The sequence below is a fragment of the Cecembia sp. genome (assembly GCF_007126775.1).
In the GTDB taxonomy this organism is placed as follows: Bacteria; Bacteroidota; Bacteroidia; order Cytophagales; family Cyclobacteriaceae; genus Cecembia.
This window is the reverse complement of sequence record NZ_SLAP01000165.1, coordinates 53,434-73,741: the sequence shown is the minus strand read 5'-3', so window position 1 is coordinate 73,741 and position 20,308 is coordinate 53,434. Positions and strand designations below refer to the sequence as shown.

Sequence of the window (20,308 nt, the reverse complement as noted above, 5' to 3'; positions counted from 1 at the left end):
GTAAAGAAATTATCCAAATCAAGAATAGGGTAACCTACCAATTGACCAGGGCCATGGTAGGTAATATCTCCACCGCGGTTGATTTTGTAAAACTTGGCCTGCTTTTCAAAAAGGCCATTTTCATCCAATAACAAATGGGATTCTTCACCACTCTTTCCTAAAGTATACACATGGGGATGCTCTACAAAAAGTAGGTAATTGTCTGTGACCTGCTGCATTTCCAGCGGAGCATTTCGGTTCGCAATTTTGAGGGCGATTGTTTTAGCGAAAATCTCTTCCTGAAAATCCCAGGTTTCTTTGTAATCTTTGGTTCCTAAGTCTAGAAATTTTACTGATTTATTGATAACTTTATTCACAGTTTTTCCTTGTTTTCGTGAAGAAACGCCTTTTTGAGCACAATGGTTCTTTACCTAGGAAAGACGCCTTGTTTTTGAGCTTTTGATTTTTCAAAATTAAACAATAATTGTTATGGCAGCGCACAATGAAAAAGGAAAGCTGGCCGAGGAGCTGGCAAAAGATTGGTTGATGGGTAAGGGATACGAGTTTTTGGAGGCCAACTACAGGTACAAGCATGCAGAGATTGACCTGATTTTCAAATACAGAGGCTTGTTGGTTTTCGTGGAAGTAAAATTCAGGTCTGGAATAGGGTATGGGTTTGCAGAGGAATTCGTCGATTATTCCAAACGTAAACTCATCATCAAGGCAGCAGACCAATACATCCATGAGAATGACTGGCATCAGGATATCCGATTTGATATTGTTGGAGTATACAAAGACAAAAATAACAATTACAATTTCAGGCAGTTTGAAGATGCTTTTTATTAGATGTGAGATTTGAGACGTGAGACATGAGAATTAATCGAGAGTTGAGATGAGAAAAAAGCAAAATTTGAAAGGGCTCTTGAGTGCATTTGTTGGATCAATAGTGTCAATGACTTCTCCTTGTCATATCGACCGTAGGGAGATATCTGTTCACCCTCAAGGTTATTAGACTTCTCCTTTCGTCGAAGTGACAAGGCAAGGTTTGAAAGGACTCTTGAAAGCTTTTGTTGCATCAATCGTGTAATCAACTTCACCTTGTCATATCGATCCCGATAAGAATATCGGGAGAGAAATCTATCTGGTCTCAGGGTATAGACCTCTCCTGTCGTCGAGGTGACAAGGCAAAGTTTAAATTAATTCTTTCTCACTGTTATGAGATCAGTTGTGCAATTACTCCCCTAATCCGCCTCAACTATTTGGCTTAAACTTCTCCACATAATTCTCTACCGGTTTCAGCGACTTTAAGTAGGCAAAAATCGATTCGAGATCGGACTCTTTCATGCCGGCATACATTACCCAAGGCATGATGGTCTGGAATTCTCCGGGTTTGACCTCAGGGGCTGTCATGTGCTCGTTTTCATACATTTTGAATCGTTGGACAAACATGTCTTTGCTCCAATTCCCTATACCGCTTTCATGGGGAGTAAGGTTCGAACTGGTCAGCACTCCTTCAGGAAATTCAAAGGTGCGACCTCCCGCAAGTTTTTCTCCCACATAATCCCCTTTTTCAAATTTGGTATGACAGTCAGCACAAGCAGCTGCATTGACCAAATATCCACCATAGGCAACTTGGTCAGAAGATGCGGGTTTTTTGGTCAATTGGGCTTTGGCAGGTAGGGTGCGGAGAATGAGGTTGAATGGAAAATCTGCTTTGGATTTGGGATGGTCGGTTTCGATGGGTTCCAAAGTTCTGAGGTAGGCAATGACAGACTCAATGTCTTCCCGGTCAATGGTGCCGTAACTGTGGTAAGGCATCACCGGAAAAATCGGGCTCCCATCCTTCCTGACACCAGTAGTAATCAATCTAAAAAGTTCTCCGTCTGTCCAATCCCCTATTCCATAAGGTGTGATATTGGGAGATATAAAAACACCTGGGAATCCCATACTCTGATCAAATGTCTCACCTCCTGCTGTCAAAGTGCTCGGTACTGGAGGGCCTGAGAACAAACTAAAGTCCCTTATAGAATGGCAATCTACGCACATCATCACATGGTAGGCCATATATTTTCCATGGGCTACTTTTTCCGGTGTAATTTCGACTTTAAGATCTTCCGGAGCAGCACCAACATTGGGAAGGGCAAAACTGATATAAGCAACAGCTGCAATGATGACAATCATTAAGATACTGACCGCATAAGCCAGAATTTTTAAAAGCTTTTTCATGATGTAGACGGGTTGGTTGGACTTAAATTTTGGTTTAAATTTCAATAAACCTACCCTTTTATGAATCACCCATTTGGGTGATTTTGAAAAATGGTACAAAAATCAGTAGCTTCTTAGCTTATGAATCAGATCGGTTCTGTTCAGTGCATTGGTCTTGGAAAATACATTTTTTAAATGGGTTTTTACTGTATTTTCACTTACAAAAAGTCTTGTAGCTATTTCATGATTGGTCAATCCTTCTTCAACCAGCTTTACGATTTCACTTTCCCGGTTAGTCAATGGACTCAATAACTTTCTATTTATTTTTTCAAAATCCAGATTCAATTCAGGAGAAGTGATTTCCTCATTAACCAAAACAGACTCTTTTGCCGATTTCTTTTTTAGTTTGAAAAAATAAATTAAGCCACCTAGAGAGAACAAAACTATTAAGCTAAAAAAGATAGTGAATCGGCTTTTTTGAGATTTTTCTTTTGTCAACTGTAAATGTTGCATCTGAATGATTTTATCTTTTTCAATAGCTTCAAACCTGGCTTGCATTTCTTCTATAGCCCAGTGCCGCTGCTCATTGTTGATGCTGTCGTTGATATTGTTATAAGCTTTCCAATAAACTACTGATTGTAAGGGTTCATTAAGGATTTCATAGGCAATGGCCATTTCCTTATTGACTTGTCTTTGTAGCTCCAATCTCTCTGAATCTTTCACCATATCATAAGCCTCAAGTAGTTTTTGCATTCCCGTCTCAGGAGACTCCATGCGCAGCTCGATCATACCCAGATAGGTTAGGGCTGAGATTTTTTCGAATATGCTGGAATGTTTGAGTTTTTTTAAACCCTCAGTGAGAAATTGTTTCGCATCTTCATATTTTTCAAGGTTGTAAAATGCTACACCTTGACCAATTTTGACTTCGGCAAGGTTATGTTCTTTTTTTATATGTTGGATTAACTTTTCAGCTTCTGAAAATTCATAAAGACTTTTCTCATAATCAGCAGTATAAGAATGTAATAAACCCAAATTATACCTCGAATTGATGATGCCTGTGGTATCTCTTTCAGCAATTTTTATTTCTAAGGAGCGACCGTATACCTCTAAGGCTTTTTTAAAGTTTCTTCTTTGCCTATGTATGACTCCCAAATTATTGAGACTTTGAGAAATCCCTTCTTTGTAATGGATATTTTCTGAAAGGTTGAAGGCTTCTTGATAATAACCTATCGCCTCTTGTAGTCTGCTTTGATAATAATGGGTTACACCAAGGGCATTGAGTAGTTTGGCCATGCTCAAACTATCTAGTTTGTCAGTAGAAATCTGATATGCTTCTTCAAGAGAAGAGACGGAAGCATCAAACCTATCGAGAAATTCTTCTGCCAACGCTTTTTGATAAAGAGTCCAGATTGTCCCGCTTGAAAAGTCCAGCTCCCTTGATAATTTAAGACCTAATTCGCTAAAGTGCAATGATGAGTCCAGGTTTTCATCCAAGTAGTAGAAGGCCAGGTCCCTGTAAATCCATACCGTTTGGGTGTCCCTTTTACTTTTTTTTAAATCTTCCAGTAATTGAGGGATTTCATTCTGAGCACTTAACTCCAGAATTGTCACTAGAATGAAACATGGTAGCAGGATAAATCTTAGAACAAAGAACTTTTGATTTTCATTATTTTTAGACAAATCAATCCTTTCCATGGTTATTTTTTGATTTAATAATGCTATTAACCAAACAATTAGAATTATTATTTCGATTTTTTTTGTTTAGTGAAATAAAATACCGAAAAATATCCAATAAATGAAGTTTATCTTGGTTTTTTAGCTTATTGACCCTTGCTTTAAATAATCTACAAAATCTCTGATGCTTCTGAAAGTTGTAGATTCCCCATTTTTATTTAAGTCCAATTCGAAAGGGGATTCTTTTATAGATAAGAATTGGTTTTCAGGTAATTGGAAGATATTGTTTTTTGCCAAAGCCGATTCAATCCATTTTTTTAAAAATTCAGGTCCTTTGATAATTATATCAGAATCATTGGCTTTACCTTTAATTTTCCCGGTTTTTTTATCAAAATGCATAGATTGAGAGGGAAGTAAGACATCCAACTTTTGCTGGATAATCAAATCTTCCGGTAAACCAGTAATCAGTGGGCTTCCACATGGCATCAGCCAAAACTCATCTGCCGTTTCTATGGCTATCTCCAAGTCATGTGTGGTGATCAATACGGCCTTATTTTCTTTATTGGCAATCTCTTTTAAAAGTCGCATGATTTCAAGGCGATTTACCAAATCCAAATGGGCCGTGGGTTCGTCCAGGAGCAGGATTTCCCCGTCTTGTGCCAAGGCTCTAGCAATCATTACTTTTTGCAGTTGTCCATCACTCAGTTCACTGAGGCTTCGATCTGCTAAGTACTTAATATTGGTAGCTTCAATGGCATTCTCGACCTTGTTTTGATCAGTAGGGGATAAGCTTCCCAGCCAACCGGTATGCGGAATACGTCCAAGCTCCACCAATTGCCTGACGCTTAGTGTACCCATCCGGATCTTGTCTGTGAGTACTACTGCGATTTTCTTTGAAATTTCCCGCAAACCATATTGCTGAATGGGTTTTCCATCCAGGTAAATTTGTCCCTTCAAAGGAGGCAATTGCCCCATGATGGTTTTGATCAAGGTGGATTTACCCACGCCGTTTGGGCCAAGCAAACAGGTGAGTTCGCCTTTCTTTAATTCAAATTCAAGATTTTCAGCAATGGTATTAATCAGATTACCCTTTTGGTATCCCAAATTCAAGTTGGATGCGGTCAATATGATGGGCTTGCTTGTCATTAGAATTCTTTCGAAAAATTTCTTCGTAAGATCAACCAAATCACCATTGGGGCACCTATCAAAGAAGTAACAGCATTGATGGGTAAGGTCTGAGCAGAACCAGGAAGTTGGCTGATAGCATCACAAAATAGCAGGATAATCGCACCGGCCAAAGCGGATCCGGGAAGTAAAACCCGATGATCAGCAGTTTTGAAAACCAATCTTGCCATGTGGGGTACAGCGATTCCTATAAAGGCAATAGGTCCACAAAATGCAGTAGCGCTACCTGCTAAAATACCGGTGCTGATTATCATGCCCCAGCGTAGTCTAGAGATATTGACCCCCATGCTTTCAGCATAAGCTTCACCCATCAACATGGCATTATATGATTTAAGCATATAAAGCATAGGGAAGCTTCCCAGTATCAAGGCGAATGAAAAGCCAGTCAGCTGGGCATAAGAACTACCTCCCAAGCTTCCCATGGACCAAATGGTAAATAATTTTAACTGTTCGGCCTCTGAGAAATAAGCCAGTACCGAAATCAGGGCAGAAACCGCAGCGCCAAACATTAAGCCTACAATCAAAAGGGTCATGCTGTCTTTGACTTTCCAGGCGGTCAGGCTCATCAGCAATAGGACCAAGATGGCCCCCAAGCTGGCTGCAAGGATGATGGGCCATATTCCCAGACTGCCTTGATAAAGTAACCAACCGAAAGCCGAACTGGCCATCAATAAAATAGCTACTCCTAAACCTGCGCCTGAACTGATGCCCAATACATAGGGACCTGCCAATGGATTTCTGAAAAAAGTCTGCATTTGTAAGCCACTTACCGATAAACTGATGCCGGCCAAAATTGCAGTCACTGCTTTGGGTAGCCGATATTCTATGAGGATGGTTTCCCAAGATGTTTTGGGAAGAGGTTTACCTACCAATCTCCCTGCAATTTCTCCAAATGGGATATGAACCGAACCAATGGAAAGGTTAAGTACAAAGAGCAGCAAACAAAGCAGCAAACCCAAAGTGAAGAGTAGGTATGGGGGCTTATTTTTCATCCAATCTTGTGTAAAAATAAGATCTATAATTCGGCAATTGTTCCGGATATAAAATTTTGATCAGGTCTTGTAAAATCAGGTCAGGTCGTAAATAACCCAGTTCAAAATATTCAATACCCCCTTTTGGCCCCTTTTTTAGTGTGTAAGTATAAACGTTGCCTTCTTGGAAAGCTTTGAAATATAGATACCTTGGATCTGCTGCACCCATTTCTTGCAGGTTTTTGTGATCTGCTGCACCTATCCATATGCCAGCTTCCTGGGCTTGATCAAGCACATATTCATAACTCAGCTGCAAGCTCCCTGTACCGGCATGTGTTTTAAAGACATAGTCTCCTCCAGCGGCTTCCAATAACTGTGCTCCCCAACTGTCAGCGCCAGGAGCATACCAGATATCTTTGTACATCACGCCGGATATAACCCTTGGTTTTTCTATTTGTTGATCTTGAATCAGTCTTGTGGCAGACTGATAGGCTGTTTTGATTGCTTCAAAAACAGTATTGGATTTTTCCCATTCCCCCAGCAAGGCTCCGGTGAATTTGATCCATTCCGCCCTTCCTAAAGGATGCTGCTCCATGTATTCTCCATTGATAGGAGCGGGTATACCAGCCTGCTTGAAAAGGTCCAGACTTTTTAGGTCTTCCCCCAAGGTGGAAATCATGATCCAGTCAGGTTCGAGTTCTACTGCCATTTCAAAGTTAGTCTGTGCACCTTTTCCCAAATCAGTGATTCCATTCTTAGTAATCATCTCCCTGACCGTGTTGGAAGAAATAAGGTCAAGGTCAGGAAAACCGATTAAAAATCCAGTTTTTTCAAGGTAATCCAAATGGGGAACATGCGTAGTAGAAGTTAGGATTACTTTGCTTACCGGTAAGGTAATGATGGCGTCAAATTCTCCACTTGGCTTCTCTATTTCTTCATTGTCTAAAATCAGATACCTGAAAGGTTTATGGGTTCCTGGAAAGGCTTTAGATACTTCGACTAGTTTGTAACCTTCACCTTGATAAACTTGAAATCCCTCTGCATAATCGAGGAGTATTTGTTCTGGAAATAAATACGGATCCCCCTTAGGAGCAGTGCAGGAAAAAAAGAAAAGGTAAGCTGAAATAGAAAATAAAAACATGCTCATAGAAAGGGATACTCTCATGTTGGTGATTTAAATTTTAGTCGTAAATATAGTCAGTTGAATTAATTTTAATATGTTTGCAACAGGAAAACGGTTCCCGAACCTTTTTGGAGCTCGGGATTAAAAGGGAATTCGGTGTGAAACCGGAGCTGTCCCCGCAACTGTAACCCCATCCTGAGAATCAGGATAGAGACTTACCATCCGACGTGCCATTGTCCCAATTGATAGGGATGAGAAGGCCGGTAAGTACAGGGAAGCCAGGAGACCTGCCATTTTTCTTCATATTCAAAGCTTTCGGGTGAAAGGCTGAGGTAAAATCTACTGATATGGCCGCATGCTTTATGGTCTTTACTAGAAGCAAATAAGCTGTATTCACTTCATTCTATCTCAATTATTTACACGATATGGCTTTGGATTAAATAAGTGTTACACTTCATTTAATTCGAAAGGCATTGATGGTTTGGTTGATTTTTCTTTTTCAGGGTTTCTATGCATTGGTTCCCAATACCCCTTTGGCGGGGGAGATGGACTCGAATAAACATAGCCACAACCATATTTCTTCCATAAAGGTGCTAGGTGATACTTTGCGGCTTGAGGAGGTAGAAGTGTTTTCTCCTCCCTTGGATAAGTACACTCATGGGCAACAGATAAAAACTATCGATCAGGAAAATTTGAGGGATTTTCAGGGTTTGGGTCTGTCTGAAGTATTGCAGCAACGGACAGCTCTATTTCTGAGGCAATATGGCCCCGGTATGTTGGCTTCCCTGACCATGAGGGGAACCTCAGCCGGACATAATGCGGTTTTTTGGAATGGATTGCCCATCAATAGTCCTTCTTTGGGGCAAACTGACTTTTCCATTCTTCCTGTTGGAGCATTTGACGAGGTAAGTCTTCATTTTGGTAGTGGGGGAGCTTTATATGGAACAGACGCCATAGGTGGTGCGGTGCACTTGAATTCCAAATTGAAATTTGGTAAAGGACATTCCTTTCAGACGGACAGCAACTTGGGCAGCTTTGGACGCTGGAACCAACAATTGCAATATGGATTCTCTGATGAAAAAATTTCACTCAGAACAAGGATATACCGGAATATCGCTGAAAATGATTTTCCATTCCGGAATTTAGCAAGGCCCGGAACCCCTGTAGAAAGACAGGAACATGCGGCTATTCAGCAAGAAGGATTTTCCCAGGACCTGGCATTTCAAATCAAGCCAAATCAGCTGATCAGTAGCTCTGTATGGTACAATCAGACAGAAAGGGAAATACAGCCGGTCATGGGTTCCAATACTCTGGATGTACAGCAGGATAAGAATTTGCGCTGGGTTTTGGATTATTTCAATTTTTCAGGAAAAATAACCTGGAATTTTAAAACCGGTTTGGTGAAAGAGCAATTGACCTTTAATGCCAGTGAAAACAGTACTTCTCAGTTTTTCCTCATAGGAGATCTGGACTGGGAATTTAGCCCTTGCATTTCCAGTAAATCGGGTGTCCGCTTCACCCATATTCAAGGTGACTTGAGTACATACACAACAGAAGAAAACCGAATAGAACTTTATCAAAGTACCAATCTTAAATTGAGGGATGATTTAAATGTATCCATCAACCTCAGGCAGTTCGTTTATGATGGGATTTTGGCACCTTTTACTCCGAGTGTCGGAGCCGATTGGATAATTTTTTCAAAATCTGGAGATGAGTTGAAGTTTCATGTCAATGGAGCAAGGAGTTTTAAATTACCTACACTTAACGATAGGTTTTGGGTCCCTGGTGGTAATCCTGATTTGCTGCCGGAGTCTTCCTGGAGTGGGGAATTAGGCCTGTCTTATCTTTTAAAATGGAGCAATTTACGAATCAACCATCAGCTTACCCATTACCGGATGTGGGTGGACAATTGGATCATATGGTTGCCACAAGGGAATTTTTGGTCACCTGAGAATATCAGGGAAGTCCATAACAAGGGTCTGGAATATGCCTTTGATGCAGACTACCTGTTGGGGAGTTGGGCTTTTGAGGTCCAGGGTAATTACAATTGGGTGAGGGCCACCAATCAGACCAATATTTCAGAAAACGACCGGAGTGCAGGCAAGCAGTTGCCATACACGCCCATTCATAATTTTCAATCACTTTTTGGGGTTAGCCGAGGGATGATTAAGAGCTATGTCAATTACCATTTTACGGGCTCACGCTTTGTTGCAACGGACAATGTAGCGCAGTTACCAGCTTATATGCTATGGGATTGGGGGCTAAGGACAGGGGAATTACAGCTCGGAGCATTACAAGGAAGAATTGGCTTTCAGGTAAGCAATGTCTTCAATACTTCATATCAAGTGATGCGTCTAAGGGCCATGCCGGGAAGAAATTATCAATTCAATATACAGATCAGACTATGAAAACAATCAAGCAAACGATTAGCCAGTTAGGGATAGCATTACTGATGCTATTTACAATAACCTCTTGTATGGATGATGCGCCACAAATCCCCTTGGGGGAGTTTGAAAAAGGGGTATTGATTATGAATGAAGGTGCTTTTGGAGCCAATGATGGAGAGGTCTATCATTATGATCCCGCTTCAGGAGAAATCAAAGCGGATATTTTTGAAAAAAAGAATGGGAGGCCTTTTGCGGGTCTGATCCAGGATATGGTAGCATCTGAAGGCAGGTTGTATCTGGTTGCCAACACCGGAAAGGTGGAGATCGTAGACCCTAGGGATTTTGCTAGTATCGGCGCTGTAAGTTCAGGCCTAGACATCAGCAGATCCCTGGTAACTGCCAATCAGAAGGTCTATATCTCAGATTGGGGTCCTTATGATGCCAATTTCGCGAGCCCGGAATCTTATATTGCAGTAGTAGGGCAATTGGATGGCGGGACTATTACCGACAAAATACCTGTTTCCAGTAGACCTGAAGGTATGTATGTAGTGGGTAATCAATTGTTGGTTGCCTGCACAGCAGCACAAAAAATGGATGTGATTTCACTTAACACGGAAGAAAGAAGTAAATCGCTGGATGTAAAAGGAGGACCTATCCGGTTTTTTGAGGCAGGAGGTAATCTATACCTATTTTCCAGAGATGCTTCTAAAGTGTATTTCCACGAAATCAACAGGTCCAATGCGGAAATCATAGGTACCAAAACTGTTAATTTGGCCATGTCGACATTCAATTTTACCCTGACGGAAAATGCAGAAATGCTGATCATTACTTCTACGGGTTGGCCGGAATTTAATGATGCCATAGCCAGTGTAAATATCAACAGTGGAGAGGTATTGAGTGCCTCTATTTTTACAGGATCTGGTTTATATGGAATTGGTTATGATGCCGATCGCAGGGAAATTTATGTAGCCGACAATAATGGCTTTCAGGGCAATGGTACTGTTATTGTTTTGGATCAAAGCGGACAGCAGCAAAAAACATTAGCTGTCGGAAGAGGGCCCTCAGGTTTTATGTTCAAATAGGTGTTTTTTGAAAATGAATCCAATCTATCCAAAGATTCCTGTTTCGTTGGCTTGGTCAGGAGGTAAAGATGCGGCATACGCTTTATATCTATTGATGGAAGATCCTGTCTATCGGGTAGTCAGATTACACACAACTTTCGAAGAAGAGACAAGAAGGGTGGGGCTGCATGGTATCCATGAATGTTTGATTCAAAAACAGGCAAAGTTGATCGGCCTTCCACTAGATAGCATTTATTTTTCTGAAAGTGGGGACAATCAAGCTTATGAAAAATCCATGTCAAATTATTTCGAAAGGCTAAAGTATAAGGGGGTTTTTCATGTCGCCTACGGTGACATCTTCTTGGAGGACCTCAAACAGTACAGGGAAAAGCAATTAGAGAAAGCAGGCATTCAGCCTGTTTTCCCGCTTTGGGGCAAAAGTACCCGGAAAATGATTCGTGAAGTCATCCAATCCGGCTTTTCTGCCGCCATTTGTGCTGCAGATGCTGATAAAATCGGGGAAGATTGGTTGGGGGAAATTCTAAGCTATGATTTTTTAGATGCATTGCCCCGATCTGTAGATCATTGTGGGGAAAATGGTGAGTTTCATACTTTTTGCTTCGATGGGCCTATATTTTCAGAAAAGGTTCCCATAAGTTTTGGAGAAACGGTAAAGAAAAGTTACTCTTTTCAGGACAGTGAAGGAAAAGCCCGTAACAAACATTTTTGGTTTAAAAACATTAAGCTTATAGATTAGTATTTCTTTAAATCTATTTAGAATAGGTCAACAATGTGATAGTTTGGCTTTTTATTGGCTTAAAGATATCGCGCCTTTAGTCAGACCTGTAAGGTTTGTATGGATGGAATTTAAAACCAACAACATGTCAAAAACAGCTTTATATATTGTTACAGGTTCAAGCAAAGGGATTGGAAAGGCTTTGGTACAACAACTTTTGAAGGATCCGAACAATCAGGTGATTGGGGTGGCCCGGTCACAGGAACAACTTAAAAATCCAAGGTTCAAGGGCTTGGCTATGGACTTGTCCAATTTACAGGAAATATTGAAAAATGTAGATGCCATGTTCCCTTCAGGGGATTTTGGTAAGATAGCACTTGTCAATAATGCAGGTTGGATAGGCGAGATTGAACACTTGGGAAAGATGTCTCCGGAAAGTATCTACAAGATTTTTGCCTTGAATACCATTTCTCCGACCATTCTGATGAATGCATTTATTGAAAAATATGCTGGGTTAAAGGAAGCGGAACGCCTGATAGTCAATATCAGTTCGGGAGCCGCCAAGAAAGCCATTGACGGATGGGCCTGTTATTCTTCTTCCAAAGCAGCGATTAATTTGTTGAGTGAAGCAGCAGCTTTGGAGGCGGAGTTGGATGAGTCTGGTATCAGGGTTTTTTCCGTTGCGCCAGGTGTGGTGGATACGGCCATGCAATCTGATATTAGAGCGGCTGATAAAAAATCTTTTTCCCTATTGGATAAATTTGTAGGTCTAAAAGAAAATAAGCTGCTCAGTACACCGGATCATTCCGCTTCAAAGCTAATTGCGCTCATGGAAGAACCTGAAAGGTTTAAGGGTGTTTTGCAGGATGTCAGGGAATATTGATCTAGGGTGACACGACTATCCAATTTTCTTCGGGTAGTCAAAAAACCAAACCTTGGCTCTCTTTGGGCTAATCTCCTCCCAATCCTCTATATCTAATTCAAACCCAAATTGACCTGTTGTTGGGAGATTGTCTATTTCCCCTCCTAGTTTTTCAATCAGCTCATTGAAACCCGGATTATGTCCAAAAATGAATAGTGTATTGATTTCTTTTTTTGTTTTTTTTATCTCATTGATAATGCTGTTAGCTGATGCATGGTAGAGTTTTTCTGTGAACTGGATTTTATCTTTTGGGAAGTGGAGGTTTTCTGAAGTGATCATGGCCGTGCTTTTTGCCCTTTCTGCATCAGAGGAAAGTATGGCATCCGGAAAGATTTCTTTTTGCTTTAATCTTTGTGCCATACGTGGTGCATCACGATATCCCCTTTCTGCCAAAGGTCTTGCATGATCATTTAAATAGGGGTCTTCCCAGGAGGATTTGGCATGTCTGATTATCACTAGCTTCTTCATATCAGCAATTTAGCAAAATTATTTTTTGTTTTTTGAGGAAGTATATTTACATTTAAAATACATTTAACCACATAATTCTAATATTTATCATGCTTACCGGAACAGTTAAATTCTACAATGATGCCAAGGGATTCGGATTTATAGTTGATGACGAATCACAGAGCGATGTTTTTGTCCACGCCACTGGCCTAGTAGACAAAGTAGCCCAAAATGACAAAGTAACCTTCGATGTAAAGGATGGCAAGAAAGGTCCAAATGCTATAAACGTTAAAAAAGTTGAGTAATAGTGTTTCTTGATGTTGTCAAAAAAGCCCTGGACAGGGCTTTTTATTTTCTTATATTTTTCTCCTTGATCCGTTCTAATTCCGCCTGAATCTTTTTCTGATCTATCCACTCACCTCTAAGCATTACTCCTTTTACATGCTTTAATTGATTTAAGTCCTCCAATGGATTACCTGAAACCAGGACAAAGTCGGCTGATGCACCTTTTTCCAGAATTCCAAATTCACCCTCCCGATCAAAATAGCGGGCAACATTTCTCGAACCAGATCTCAAAATATCCAAGGCTGTCAATCCTGATTCATGCATAGATTTGATCTCATTATGAATGGAGAAGCCCGGTACATTAAATACTTGAGGAGAATCAGAACTCATCAGAATGGGGACACCTGCATCATAGAGCTTTTTTAATAACATTTGCCTGAATTCCAGGTAGGGTTTGACATTTTCAGCTCTGAGCACACCTTGGTTTTCCAATAATTTTTTCTGATTAACCCACTGCTGTACCTGAATTCCTGGCATGTATTTCATCTCCTCTTCCAATCTGAATTCATCGGCTGGGATATATCCAAAAAACCTCTCAAAAAGGGTAAGGGTAGGGGCAATCCATGCATCTGTATCCAAAGTCAGCTGAACCATTTCCGGTAATCTATCCAAGTTTGCTTCTTTGACCAAAAGCATACTGAAAGGACCGGCAATTTGGGGATCCAGCTTGCTTTTATCTTCAATAAGTGCTTCGATGTAACCATCTATGTGTTCAACAGAACGGTATCCATGATTGAGAGAATTTTCTAATCCCACCTCGAGAGAAACGTGTCCCCCAAATTTAATATCTACATCTTTGGCTGTATTGGCAATGGCCAAAAACCTAGGCATATCCAATCCAGGATGAAGCTTCAAGTGGTCGTAGCCAAGCTTTTTTTGTTCTAGTACCATTTTTATGCCCATTTTTGGATCTTCAACAGAAGATCCATTTAAAGAAGGGCCTGCTGCAAAAATTCTTGGACCAGTAATTTCTCCTTGGCTAATTTTACTTTTAAGTTGCAAATGAGAAGCATGACCGATCATTCCTCTCACATTCAAGATGCCATTGGCCAGGTACAACCACATGACATCTTGGATGTAAGAGAAATCCTCTGTTTCCGTAGTTGGAATATGGGAATGCATTTCAGCCAGACCGGGATAGATATAGCCTCCATGACCATCAATAATTTCAATCTGATCTATCAATGAAGGGATACTGGATGCTGAATAAAAGTTGATGATTTCCCCATCCCGCACATGGATATTTTGTGATTTCAGGACTGTGTTGTCATCAAGTTTCAGAACGTGAACATTTTTTAACAAATACTCCTGAGCCTCTGAAATCCTGACCTTGCAACAAACAAAGAGGATAAGCAAAACAAGGGTAAGATGTATTTTTTTCATAAGGCATTATCTTTATTTTGATGTTTTTCTTTTAACAAAAGCCAATCTGTATGCTTTGCAAGACCTTTAGGATCATCATTTCTGATATAGGTATGGGCACCGAAGTAGTCCCTTTGGGCTTGGATCATATTGGCTGAAGAGGCTTCAATTATTCTACCTAAAAGGTAGTTTAAGCTAGCAGACATTACCGGAAGAGCGAAGTCGTGACTAAGTCCTAAACCGATAAGATAGGCAAGGTCAGATTTCCACTCTTTAATTTTTCCGACAAGGGCTTTGTGATGAATGATTGAAGGATTTTCTTGAAAAATAGCCACCAAATCTTCCATTAACTTTGAACGAATGATGCAGCCATTTGTCCATATCCTTGCAATCTCTGAAAAATTTAAATTCCAATGAAGTGAAGAAGACACTTTGTGCATAAGGTCAAAACCTGTTTCATGATTAATGATTCGGACCAATCTGAATGCATTTTTCAAATGATCTAAAAGCAGCACCTTGTCTCCTGCAAATGCCCTGAACCGGTGACTGTATTCCTTGGAAAGCTGCGTTCTTTCTTCTTTGTTAGCGGATAACTGCCTTGCGGTCACTGCTTCGAAAAGAGGGCTATAAGGGGTATTGTATTTCAGTGCAGTTGAAATAGACCAATTTCCGGTCCCTTTTTGTCCCGCTTTATCCAGGATTTTGTCTAAAATCAACTCCTCGTTTTCCTGTATCTCCAGAATATCTGCCGTAATTTCCAATAAATAACTACTTAGGCCTTCAGCTATCCAGTTTCTAAGAATTTTCGCAACTTCAACTGCACTCAGTTTCATACCATAGCGCAAAAGATGAACTGTTTCTGCAATGACCTGCATTTCACCATATTCTATGCTATTATGAACCATTTTGATAAAATGACCGGCGCCCTGTGGACCCACATAAGTTACACAGGCTTTCCCGTTTTTATCTTTTGCTGCAATTTTTTGGAGATAAGGGAAAAGTAATTCATAGGCCTCTGCGTTGCCGCCCGGCATTAGAGAAGGTCCTTTCCTAGCCCCTTCTTCTCCTCCAGAAACGCCCATGGGTAAAAAATGAATACCTTTGCTAGCAAGATAATCATATCTTTTGCTTGAATCTTCAAAAAAAGAATTCCCTCCATCAATAAGAATATCTCCTTTTTGAAGAAAAGGAAGCAAATCCCCAATTTGGTGATCAATGGCTTCACCCGCAGGAATCATCAAAAGGATCTTTTTAGGGCTTTCCAAGTTTTGTACAAACAATGCCAGTTCATCAAATCCTTTCAGCAGTGGGAAATGCTTGTTTGTGGCGGCGAATCCTGTAGCGATATGCTCTTCCTTTCCTACGACAAACCTGTTGTAAACAGCAATTGGGATACCATTTTCTGCCATATTGAGTGCGAGACTTTTTCCCATCACTCCCATTCCTATTATGCCTATATGGGAGTTTGGGCTTTTTAACCTTAGCTTCTCTATGATGATATTCACCATACTCTCAGGAGTATCTTTGATATCAAGATGAAGACCATAGTCAGGCTGCTCCCATGCATCAATCTGGGAATTCAGCAAACCTGGGGGCATGTAGCGATTTTGCCTCTTTTTCAATCGTTCTTCAAGACTGGGTCTTTCTCCCTGAAGGTGAACCCAAAGGATGTCTGGAACAGCATGCAGTATCTGTCTGTAGGTTTCTTTAAGGGCTGAACAGGCCAGAATAGCCCCACCGCTTTTTTCCCAATCTTGAATCTTGTTTGCCAAATGTTGTAGCCAAGGCATACGGTCATGGTCCGTTAAAGGTATACCTTGGGACATTTTTTCCACATTGGTACCGGGGTGGAAATCATCTGCATCAAAAAATGGCAGATGGGTTTTTTTGGAAAGAAGTGTGCCAATGGTCGTTTTACCACTGCCTGAAACACCTGTTACAATACATATCATGGTCTAAGTTAAGAAAATTAATTATTTTCACCTTGATATTTAAACTGCTATGGACCCACAGATTGGAATTGAATCAGCTCACTTTTACACAAAAAAAGTTAGTGACTTACATTACAGGGGTCTGATTACCTGCAATGGCCAAACAGCGGTACACCAAGTTGCAAAATTGATGGCCAGAGAAAGGGTTTCCTGCGTTTTCATCACGGATTTGAAGGACAATATTGAAGGCTTTGTTACAGATATTACATTGAGAGACCGTGTATTGGCCAATAATCTAAGCCCATCTATAGCTGTTGAAAAAGTAATGGATACTGATATTTTTTACATAGATAAAAATGCGCTACTTTATGAGGCCCTATTACAGATGTTTCAATCCAAAATAAGGTACCTTTTGGTAAAAGAGGGTCATCATTTTGTGGGCTGGATCAGCAGGACCAAAATTATGACAGAACAGTACCAAGGGCCATTTATTTTTATTCAATCCCTCAAACAGGCGCTTGACGTAGAGGAATTGGTGCAAAAGTGGCGTCTTGTACCAGTTATGGTTCATCAATTGGTTGAGAAAGGTATCCGAGCACAAATCATCAATCAAATTGTTTCGACAGTTACAGATACAATCACACAAAGGGTAATTGAAATACAAATACATGAAATAGGGCCAGCCCCAGCTAATTTTGTATTCATAGTGTTGGGCTCGGAAGGAAGGGGAGAACAAACCTTAAAAACAGATCAGGACAACGCCATTATCTATGAGGATAAAGCCAATGAAAAGAGAGAATTGGTAAGAACTTATTTTTTGGATTTTGCAGATCGGGTTTCTACAGCCTTAGACCAAATAGGAATTGATTTCTGTAAAGGGGACTTTATGGCCAAAAATCCCAAATGGACCCATTCCCTTTCACACTGGAAAAGAAATTATGAAAATTGGATACAGGAATCCACACCGGAAACAATGATGAAATACGCAACTTTTTTTGATTGCAGGGCAATTTATGGAGATTATGGATTATTGGATGAGCTTAGAAACTTCATGGATGAGCAACTTAAAAATCCAACAGAGAAGTTTTTCATCAATTTGGGGGTGAATGCTCTGCAATACGAGCCCCCTCTCACATTTTTTAAAAGAAATATCAAAACGTTCGATATCGATGGAGAAGCGCATTTTAACATCAAAAAAGCTATGACTCCAATCGTAGATTTAGCGAGGGCGTTTGCTTTAAAACATAGAATCTTTGAACCCAATACAGGGAAAAGGATTGCAGCTCTGAGTAAGATAGGAGTGTTCTCGGAAAAAGAAACAAGAGAGTTGTCCCATGCCTATTATTACCTTATGGCTTTAAGACTTGAAAAACAAGCAATGCAGATTATTCAGAATGGACAAAAACCAGTGAATTATGTAGCGATCAAGCAATTGACAAAGGTTCAGGTTGTCACTTTATTGGAAATATTCAAAGTGATTAAAGACTTTCAACTTAAGATTAAGCTTGAATTCACAAAAAATATATTTTAATTAATCGAAAATATCTTTTTTAAATTTTTTATAAAAGTATATGATTTTAATTCAAAGATTTTTTATTTTGTGAAAAATAAAAACAAACTACGTGCATATGCTCAGCAACTATCCACTATCCGATGTTGAAAAAGCCTTTCAGGAGGAATCTGGAATCACTTCCATTAATTCCAAAATACCATACCTGACGGTTGACAATTTCCCCAAATTGGGATTGATCACCGCCTGTAGATTTTTGGAATGGGCTGCAGAAAATCCCCGCGGTGTAATCAGTTTGCCTACTGGCAAAACGCCTGAATATTTTATCAAATGGAGTCAATATTTATTGGAAAACTGGGACAGCAAAAAAGGTAAAGAGATCAGGGAAAGGTATAATCTGGGTAAAACCAAGAAGCCGGTTTTAAATGAACTCACTTTTGTACAGATTGATGAGTTTTATCCGATTTCTTCTAAGCAGAACAATAGTTTTTTTCATTATGTCAATAAGTTTTATCTCGAAGGTTTTGGATTGAGTAAGGAGAAAGCTATTTTGATCAACTCTGATGAAATTCCACTTTCAGGAGGCAAGCATTACAGGGAAATATTTCCAGACCTTAAAGTAGATTTATCTTTGAGATTCAGAGAACCTGTAAGCGTTCTAGAAAAAATGCAGCAAGAGTCCATCTATTTAATTGATCAGTGGTGTGCAGAATATGAACAAAGAATAAGGGATCTCGGTGGGATAGGTTTTTTTCTTGGGGGTATAGGTCCTGATGGACACATAGCTTTTAATACGAGAGGTTCCCATCTTTTTTCGCCTACCCGATTGACAGAGACCAATTTTGAAACCCAGGCAGTTGCAGCGGGTGATTTGGGAGGAATAGAAGTTTCAGCAAATAGATTGGTGATTACAATTGGACTCGAAACCATTACCTATAATAAAGATGCGGTAGCCATTATTATAGCCGCAGGGGAAGCCAAAGCCCAAATTGTGAAAGATTCTCTTGAAAATAGTTTGAGCAATGTTTATCCTGCTACTGCACTTCAAAAATTAAAGAATGGCAGATTTTTCCTTACTAAAGGAGCTGCTGTACGGCTTACTGATTCAGTAGATACTTACTATAAGTCTGGGGAGTGGACTTGGGAGAAAACAGAGCGTTCTGTAATCGAGCTCTGTAAAAAACTGGGGAAATATGGACACAGGTTGAAACTGGAAGATTTAAAAAACGACAAGTATACGGCTTTAATCCCTGATCTTTCTGAGGAAACAGTTAATCGGGTTGTTCAGAGTGTAATTGAAAAAATCAATCGGGGCACAGCAAAAGAAAAGCAAGAGGTTATTCTTCATACTGGACCACATCATGATGATATTTCTCTGGGAATATTGCCTCATATCACCAATCAATTACAGGAAAACAGCAATGAGGCCCACTTTTCAGTTCTTACTTCCGGGTTTACTGCGGTCACCAATACTTTTGTAATAGATACACTCTTGCATACCAAAAGGTTATTAGATGATGGAGAGATTCAGATGGTGCATTATGATGATTTCTTTGAAATCGGATATAAGCTTAAAACAGATAAGGATGTTTACCATTATTTGACTAAAGTTGCCGCGGAAGATTCTGCTGGTAGAATGCGGGGACTTTGCCACAGGGTGGTTCGGGCTCTGGTGGATATTTTTGAGGTGAAGAACAAGCAAAAACTCCGAGAAACCATCAATGATGTCATTAGCATATTGAGAAATAGTTATGATGGTGAGAAGAACCCTTCAAAAATCCAAAAATTAAAAGGGATGATCAGGGAGTTTGAAGAAGAACTTGTTTGGGCCCATTTTGGCGTACAGGTGCAAAACGTCCATCACCTAAGGCTTGGGTTTTACACTGGAGATATTTTCACCGAACAGCCTGATAAGAAGCGGGATGTAGAACCAATTGTGGAAATGTTTAGAAGGGTTAACCCCACCAAAATAAGTCTAACCTTGGATCCGGAAGGCTCGGGACCCGATACCCACTACAAAGTACTTCAAGCTACAGCAGAAGCAGTGAGGCAATGGGCTGAGGAAAAAGATTTAAGTGAATTGAGGATCGTTGGTTATAGGAATGTATGGTTCAAATTCGAGCCACATGAGGCGAACGTTATTGTTCCCGTTTCATTGGGAGATATGTCAGTCATGGAAGACTCCTTTTCCAATTGCTACCTGAGCCAGGTCAATGCTTCTTTTCCAAGTTATTCCCATAATGGCAAATTCAGTACTGTAGCCAAAAGAATATGGGTCAGTCAATTGAATGATATACAGTTATTGCTTGGTAAAAATTACTTCTATCTCCATGAATCAGCCAAAGTAAGGTCAAGTCATGGATTGATATTTTTCAAGGACATGAATGTGGAGGAGTTTTTGGCCCATGCTCGCGAATTGGAAAAGTCGATCGAAGGCATGTTATAATTCATTTAAAACCTATTGCTAAAG

General features: G+C 40.1%; 16 protein-coding genes, 1 pseudogene and 1 riboswitch. Of the genes and pseudogenes, 8 read left to right on the top strand and 9 right to left on the bottom strand.

Annotation, left to right across the window (positions count from 1 at the left end; genetic code table 11):
- Positions 1 to 356, bottom strand: a pseudogene (locus QZT73_RS10945) (lipoyl(octanoyl) transferase); the annotation flags it as partial.
- 112 nt (positions 357 to 468) lie between these two features.
- Here QZT73_RS10945 and QZT73_RS10940 point away from each other — a divergent pair.
- On the top strand, positions 469 to 825 hold the full coding sequence (locus QZT73_RS10940) for a YraN family protein (protein ID WP_291788132.1): 357 nt from the start codon (positions 469 to 471) through the stop codon (positions 823 to 825).
- A 405-nt stretch (positions 826 to 1,230) separates the two neighbouring features.
- Here QZT73_RS10940 and QZT73_RS10935 read toward each other — a convergent pair whose 3' ends face one another.
- The 5 genes from QZT73_RS10935 to QZT73_RS10915 all read right to left on the bottom strand — a co-directional run bounded on the left by QZT73_RS10935 (position 1,231) and on the right by QZT73_RS10915 (position 7,179).
- The gene (locus QZT73_RS10935; RefSeq protein WP_291788130.1) at positions 1,231 to 2,205 is read right to left on the bottom strand and encodes a cytochrome c; all 975 of its coding nucleotides are present in this window, start codon (positions 2,203 to 2,205) and stop codon (positions 1,231 to 1,233) included.
- Positions 2,206 to 2,307: 102 nt separating this feature from the next.
- Positions 2,308 to 3,879 carry a LuxR family transcriptional regulator gene (locus QZT73_RS10930; RefSeq protein ID WP_291781795.1) on the bottom strand — a complete coding sequence of 524 codons (1,572 nt, stop codon included), beginning with the start codon at positions 3,877 to 3,879 and terminating at the stop codon, positions 2,308 to 2,310.
- A gap of 120 nt (positions 3,880 to 3,999) precedes the next feature.
- The gene (locus tag QZT73_RS10925) at positions 4,000 to 5,004 is read right to left on the bottom strand and encodes an ABC transporter ATP-binding protein (protein ID WP_291788128.1); all 1,005 of its coding nucleotides are present in this window, start codon (positions 5,002 to 5,004) and stop codon (positions 4,000 to 4,002) included.
- Positions 5,004 to 6,035: an iron ABC transporter permease gene (locus QZT73_RS10920; RefSeq protein WP_291788125.1), complete on the bottom strand. Its 1,032-nt coding sequence runs from the start codon at positions 6,033 to 6,035 to the stop codon at positions 5,004 to 5,006. The genes QZT73_RS10925 and QZT73_RS10920 overlap by 1 nt, the downstream gene beginning before the upstream one ends.
- Positions 6,025 to 7,179 (bottom strand): ABC transporter substrate-binding protein, encoded by a 1,155-nt coding sequence (locus QZT73_RS10915; protein ID WP_291783634.1) that lies wholly within the window; start codon positions 7,177 to 7,179, stop codon positions 6,025 to 6,027. The genes QZT73_RS10920 and QZT73_RS10915 overlap by 11 nt, the downstream gene beginning before the upstream one ends.
- 53 nt (positions 7,180 to 7,232) lie before the next feature.
- Positions 7,233 to 7,447, top strand: a riboswitch (cobalamin riboswitch).
- 166 nt (positions 7,448 to 7,613) lie between these two features.
- Between QZT73_RS10915 and QZT73_RS10910 the strand changes: the two genes are divergently transcribed.
- The 4 genes from QZT73_RS10910 (at position 7,614) to QZT73_RS10895 (ending at position 12,204) form a co-directional block, all read left to right on the top strand.
- Positions 7,614 to 9,545, top strand: coding sequence for a TonB-dependent receptor (locus tag QZT73_RS10910; protein ID WP_291788124.1), 1,932 nt, complete (start codon positions 7,614 to 7,616; stop codon positions 9,543 to 9,545).
- Entirely contained in the window at positions 9,542 to 10,606 is a 1,065-nt protein-coding gene (locus QZT73_RS10905; protein ID WP_291788123.1) for a DUF5074 domain-containing protein, read from the top strand. Before QZT73_RS10910 ends, QZT73_RS10905 begins: the two co-directional genes overlap by 4 nt.
- 13 nt (positions 10,607 to 10,619) lie before the next feature.
- A complete protein-coding gene (locus QZT73_RS10900) occupies positions 10,620 to 11,342 on the top strand; it encodes a diphthine--ammonia ligase (protein WP_291788134.1) in 723 nt (240 codons plus the stop codon).
- A 124-nt stretch (positions 11,343 to 11,466) separates the two neighbouring features.
- Positions 11,467 to 12,204, top strand: a complete 738-nt coding sequence (locus tag QZT73_RS10895) for an SDR family NAD(P)-dependent oxidoreductase (protein WP_291783623.1) — start codon at positions 11,467 to 11,469, stop codon at positions 12,202 to 12,204.
- A 15-nt stretch (positions 12,205 to 12,219) separates the two neighbouring features.
- Here the strand turns inward: QZT73_RS10895 and QZT73_RS10890 are convergent, their stop codons facing one another.
- Positions 12,220 to 12,711 carry a histidine phosphatase family protein gene (locus QZT73_RS10890; RefSeq protein ID WP_291783620.1) on the bottom strand — a complete coding sequence of 164 codons (492 nt, stop codon included), beginning with the start codon at positions 12,709 to 12,711 and terminating at the stop codon, positions 12,220 to 12,222.
- An 89-nt stretch (positions 12,712 to 12,800) separates the two neighbouring features.
- Between QZT73_RS10890 and QZT73_RS10885 the strand changes: the two genes are divergently transcribed.
- The gene (locus tag QZT73_RS10885; protein ID WP_291783617.1) at positions 12,801 to 12,995 is read left to right on the top strand and encodes a cold shock domain-containing protein; all 195 of its coding nucleotides are present in this window, start codon (positions 12,801 to 12,803) and stop codon (positions 12,993 to 12,995) included.
- A gap of 43 nt (positions 12,996 to 13,038) precedes the next feature.
- Here the strand turns inward: QZT73_RS10885 and QZT73_RS10880 are convergent, their stop codons facing one another.
- Entirely contained in the window at positions 13,039 to 14,418 is a 1,380-nt protein-coding gene (locus QZT73_RS10880; RefSeq protein ID WP_291783614.1) for an amidohydrolase family protein, read from the bottom strand.
- On the bottom strand, positions 14,415 to 16,349 hold the full coding sequence (gndA, locus tag QZT73_RS10875) for a decarboxylating NADP(+)-dependent phosphogluconate dehydrogenase (RefSeq protein WP_291788121.1): 1,935 nt from the start codon (positions 16,347 to 16,349) through the stop codon (positions 14,415 to 14,417). The genes QZT73_RS10880 and gndA overlap by 4 nt, the downstream gene beginning before the upstream one ends.
- Positions 16,350 to 16,398: 49 nt before the next feature.
- On the opposite strand from gndA, the gene QZT73_RS10870 reads away from it, so the two are divergent.
- A complete protein-coding gene (locus QZT73_RS10870; protein ID WP_291788117.1) occupies positions 16,399 to 17,859 on the top strand; it encodes a DUF294 nucleotidyltransferase-like domain-containing protein in 1,461 nt (486 codons plus the stop codon).
- A gap of 97 nt (positions 17,860 to 17,956) precedes the next feature.
- Positions 17,957 to 20,284 (top strand): glucosamine-6-phosphate isomerase, encoded by a 2,328-nt coding sequence (locus QZT73_RS10865; protein ID WP_291783606.1) that lies wholly within the window; start codon positions 17,957 to 17,959, stop codon positions 20,282 to 20,284.
- Positions 20,285 to 20,308: the final 24 nt, after the last annotated feature.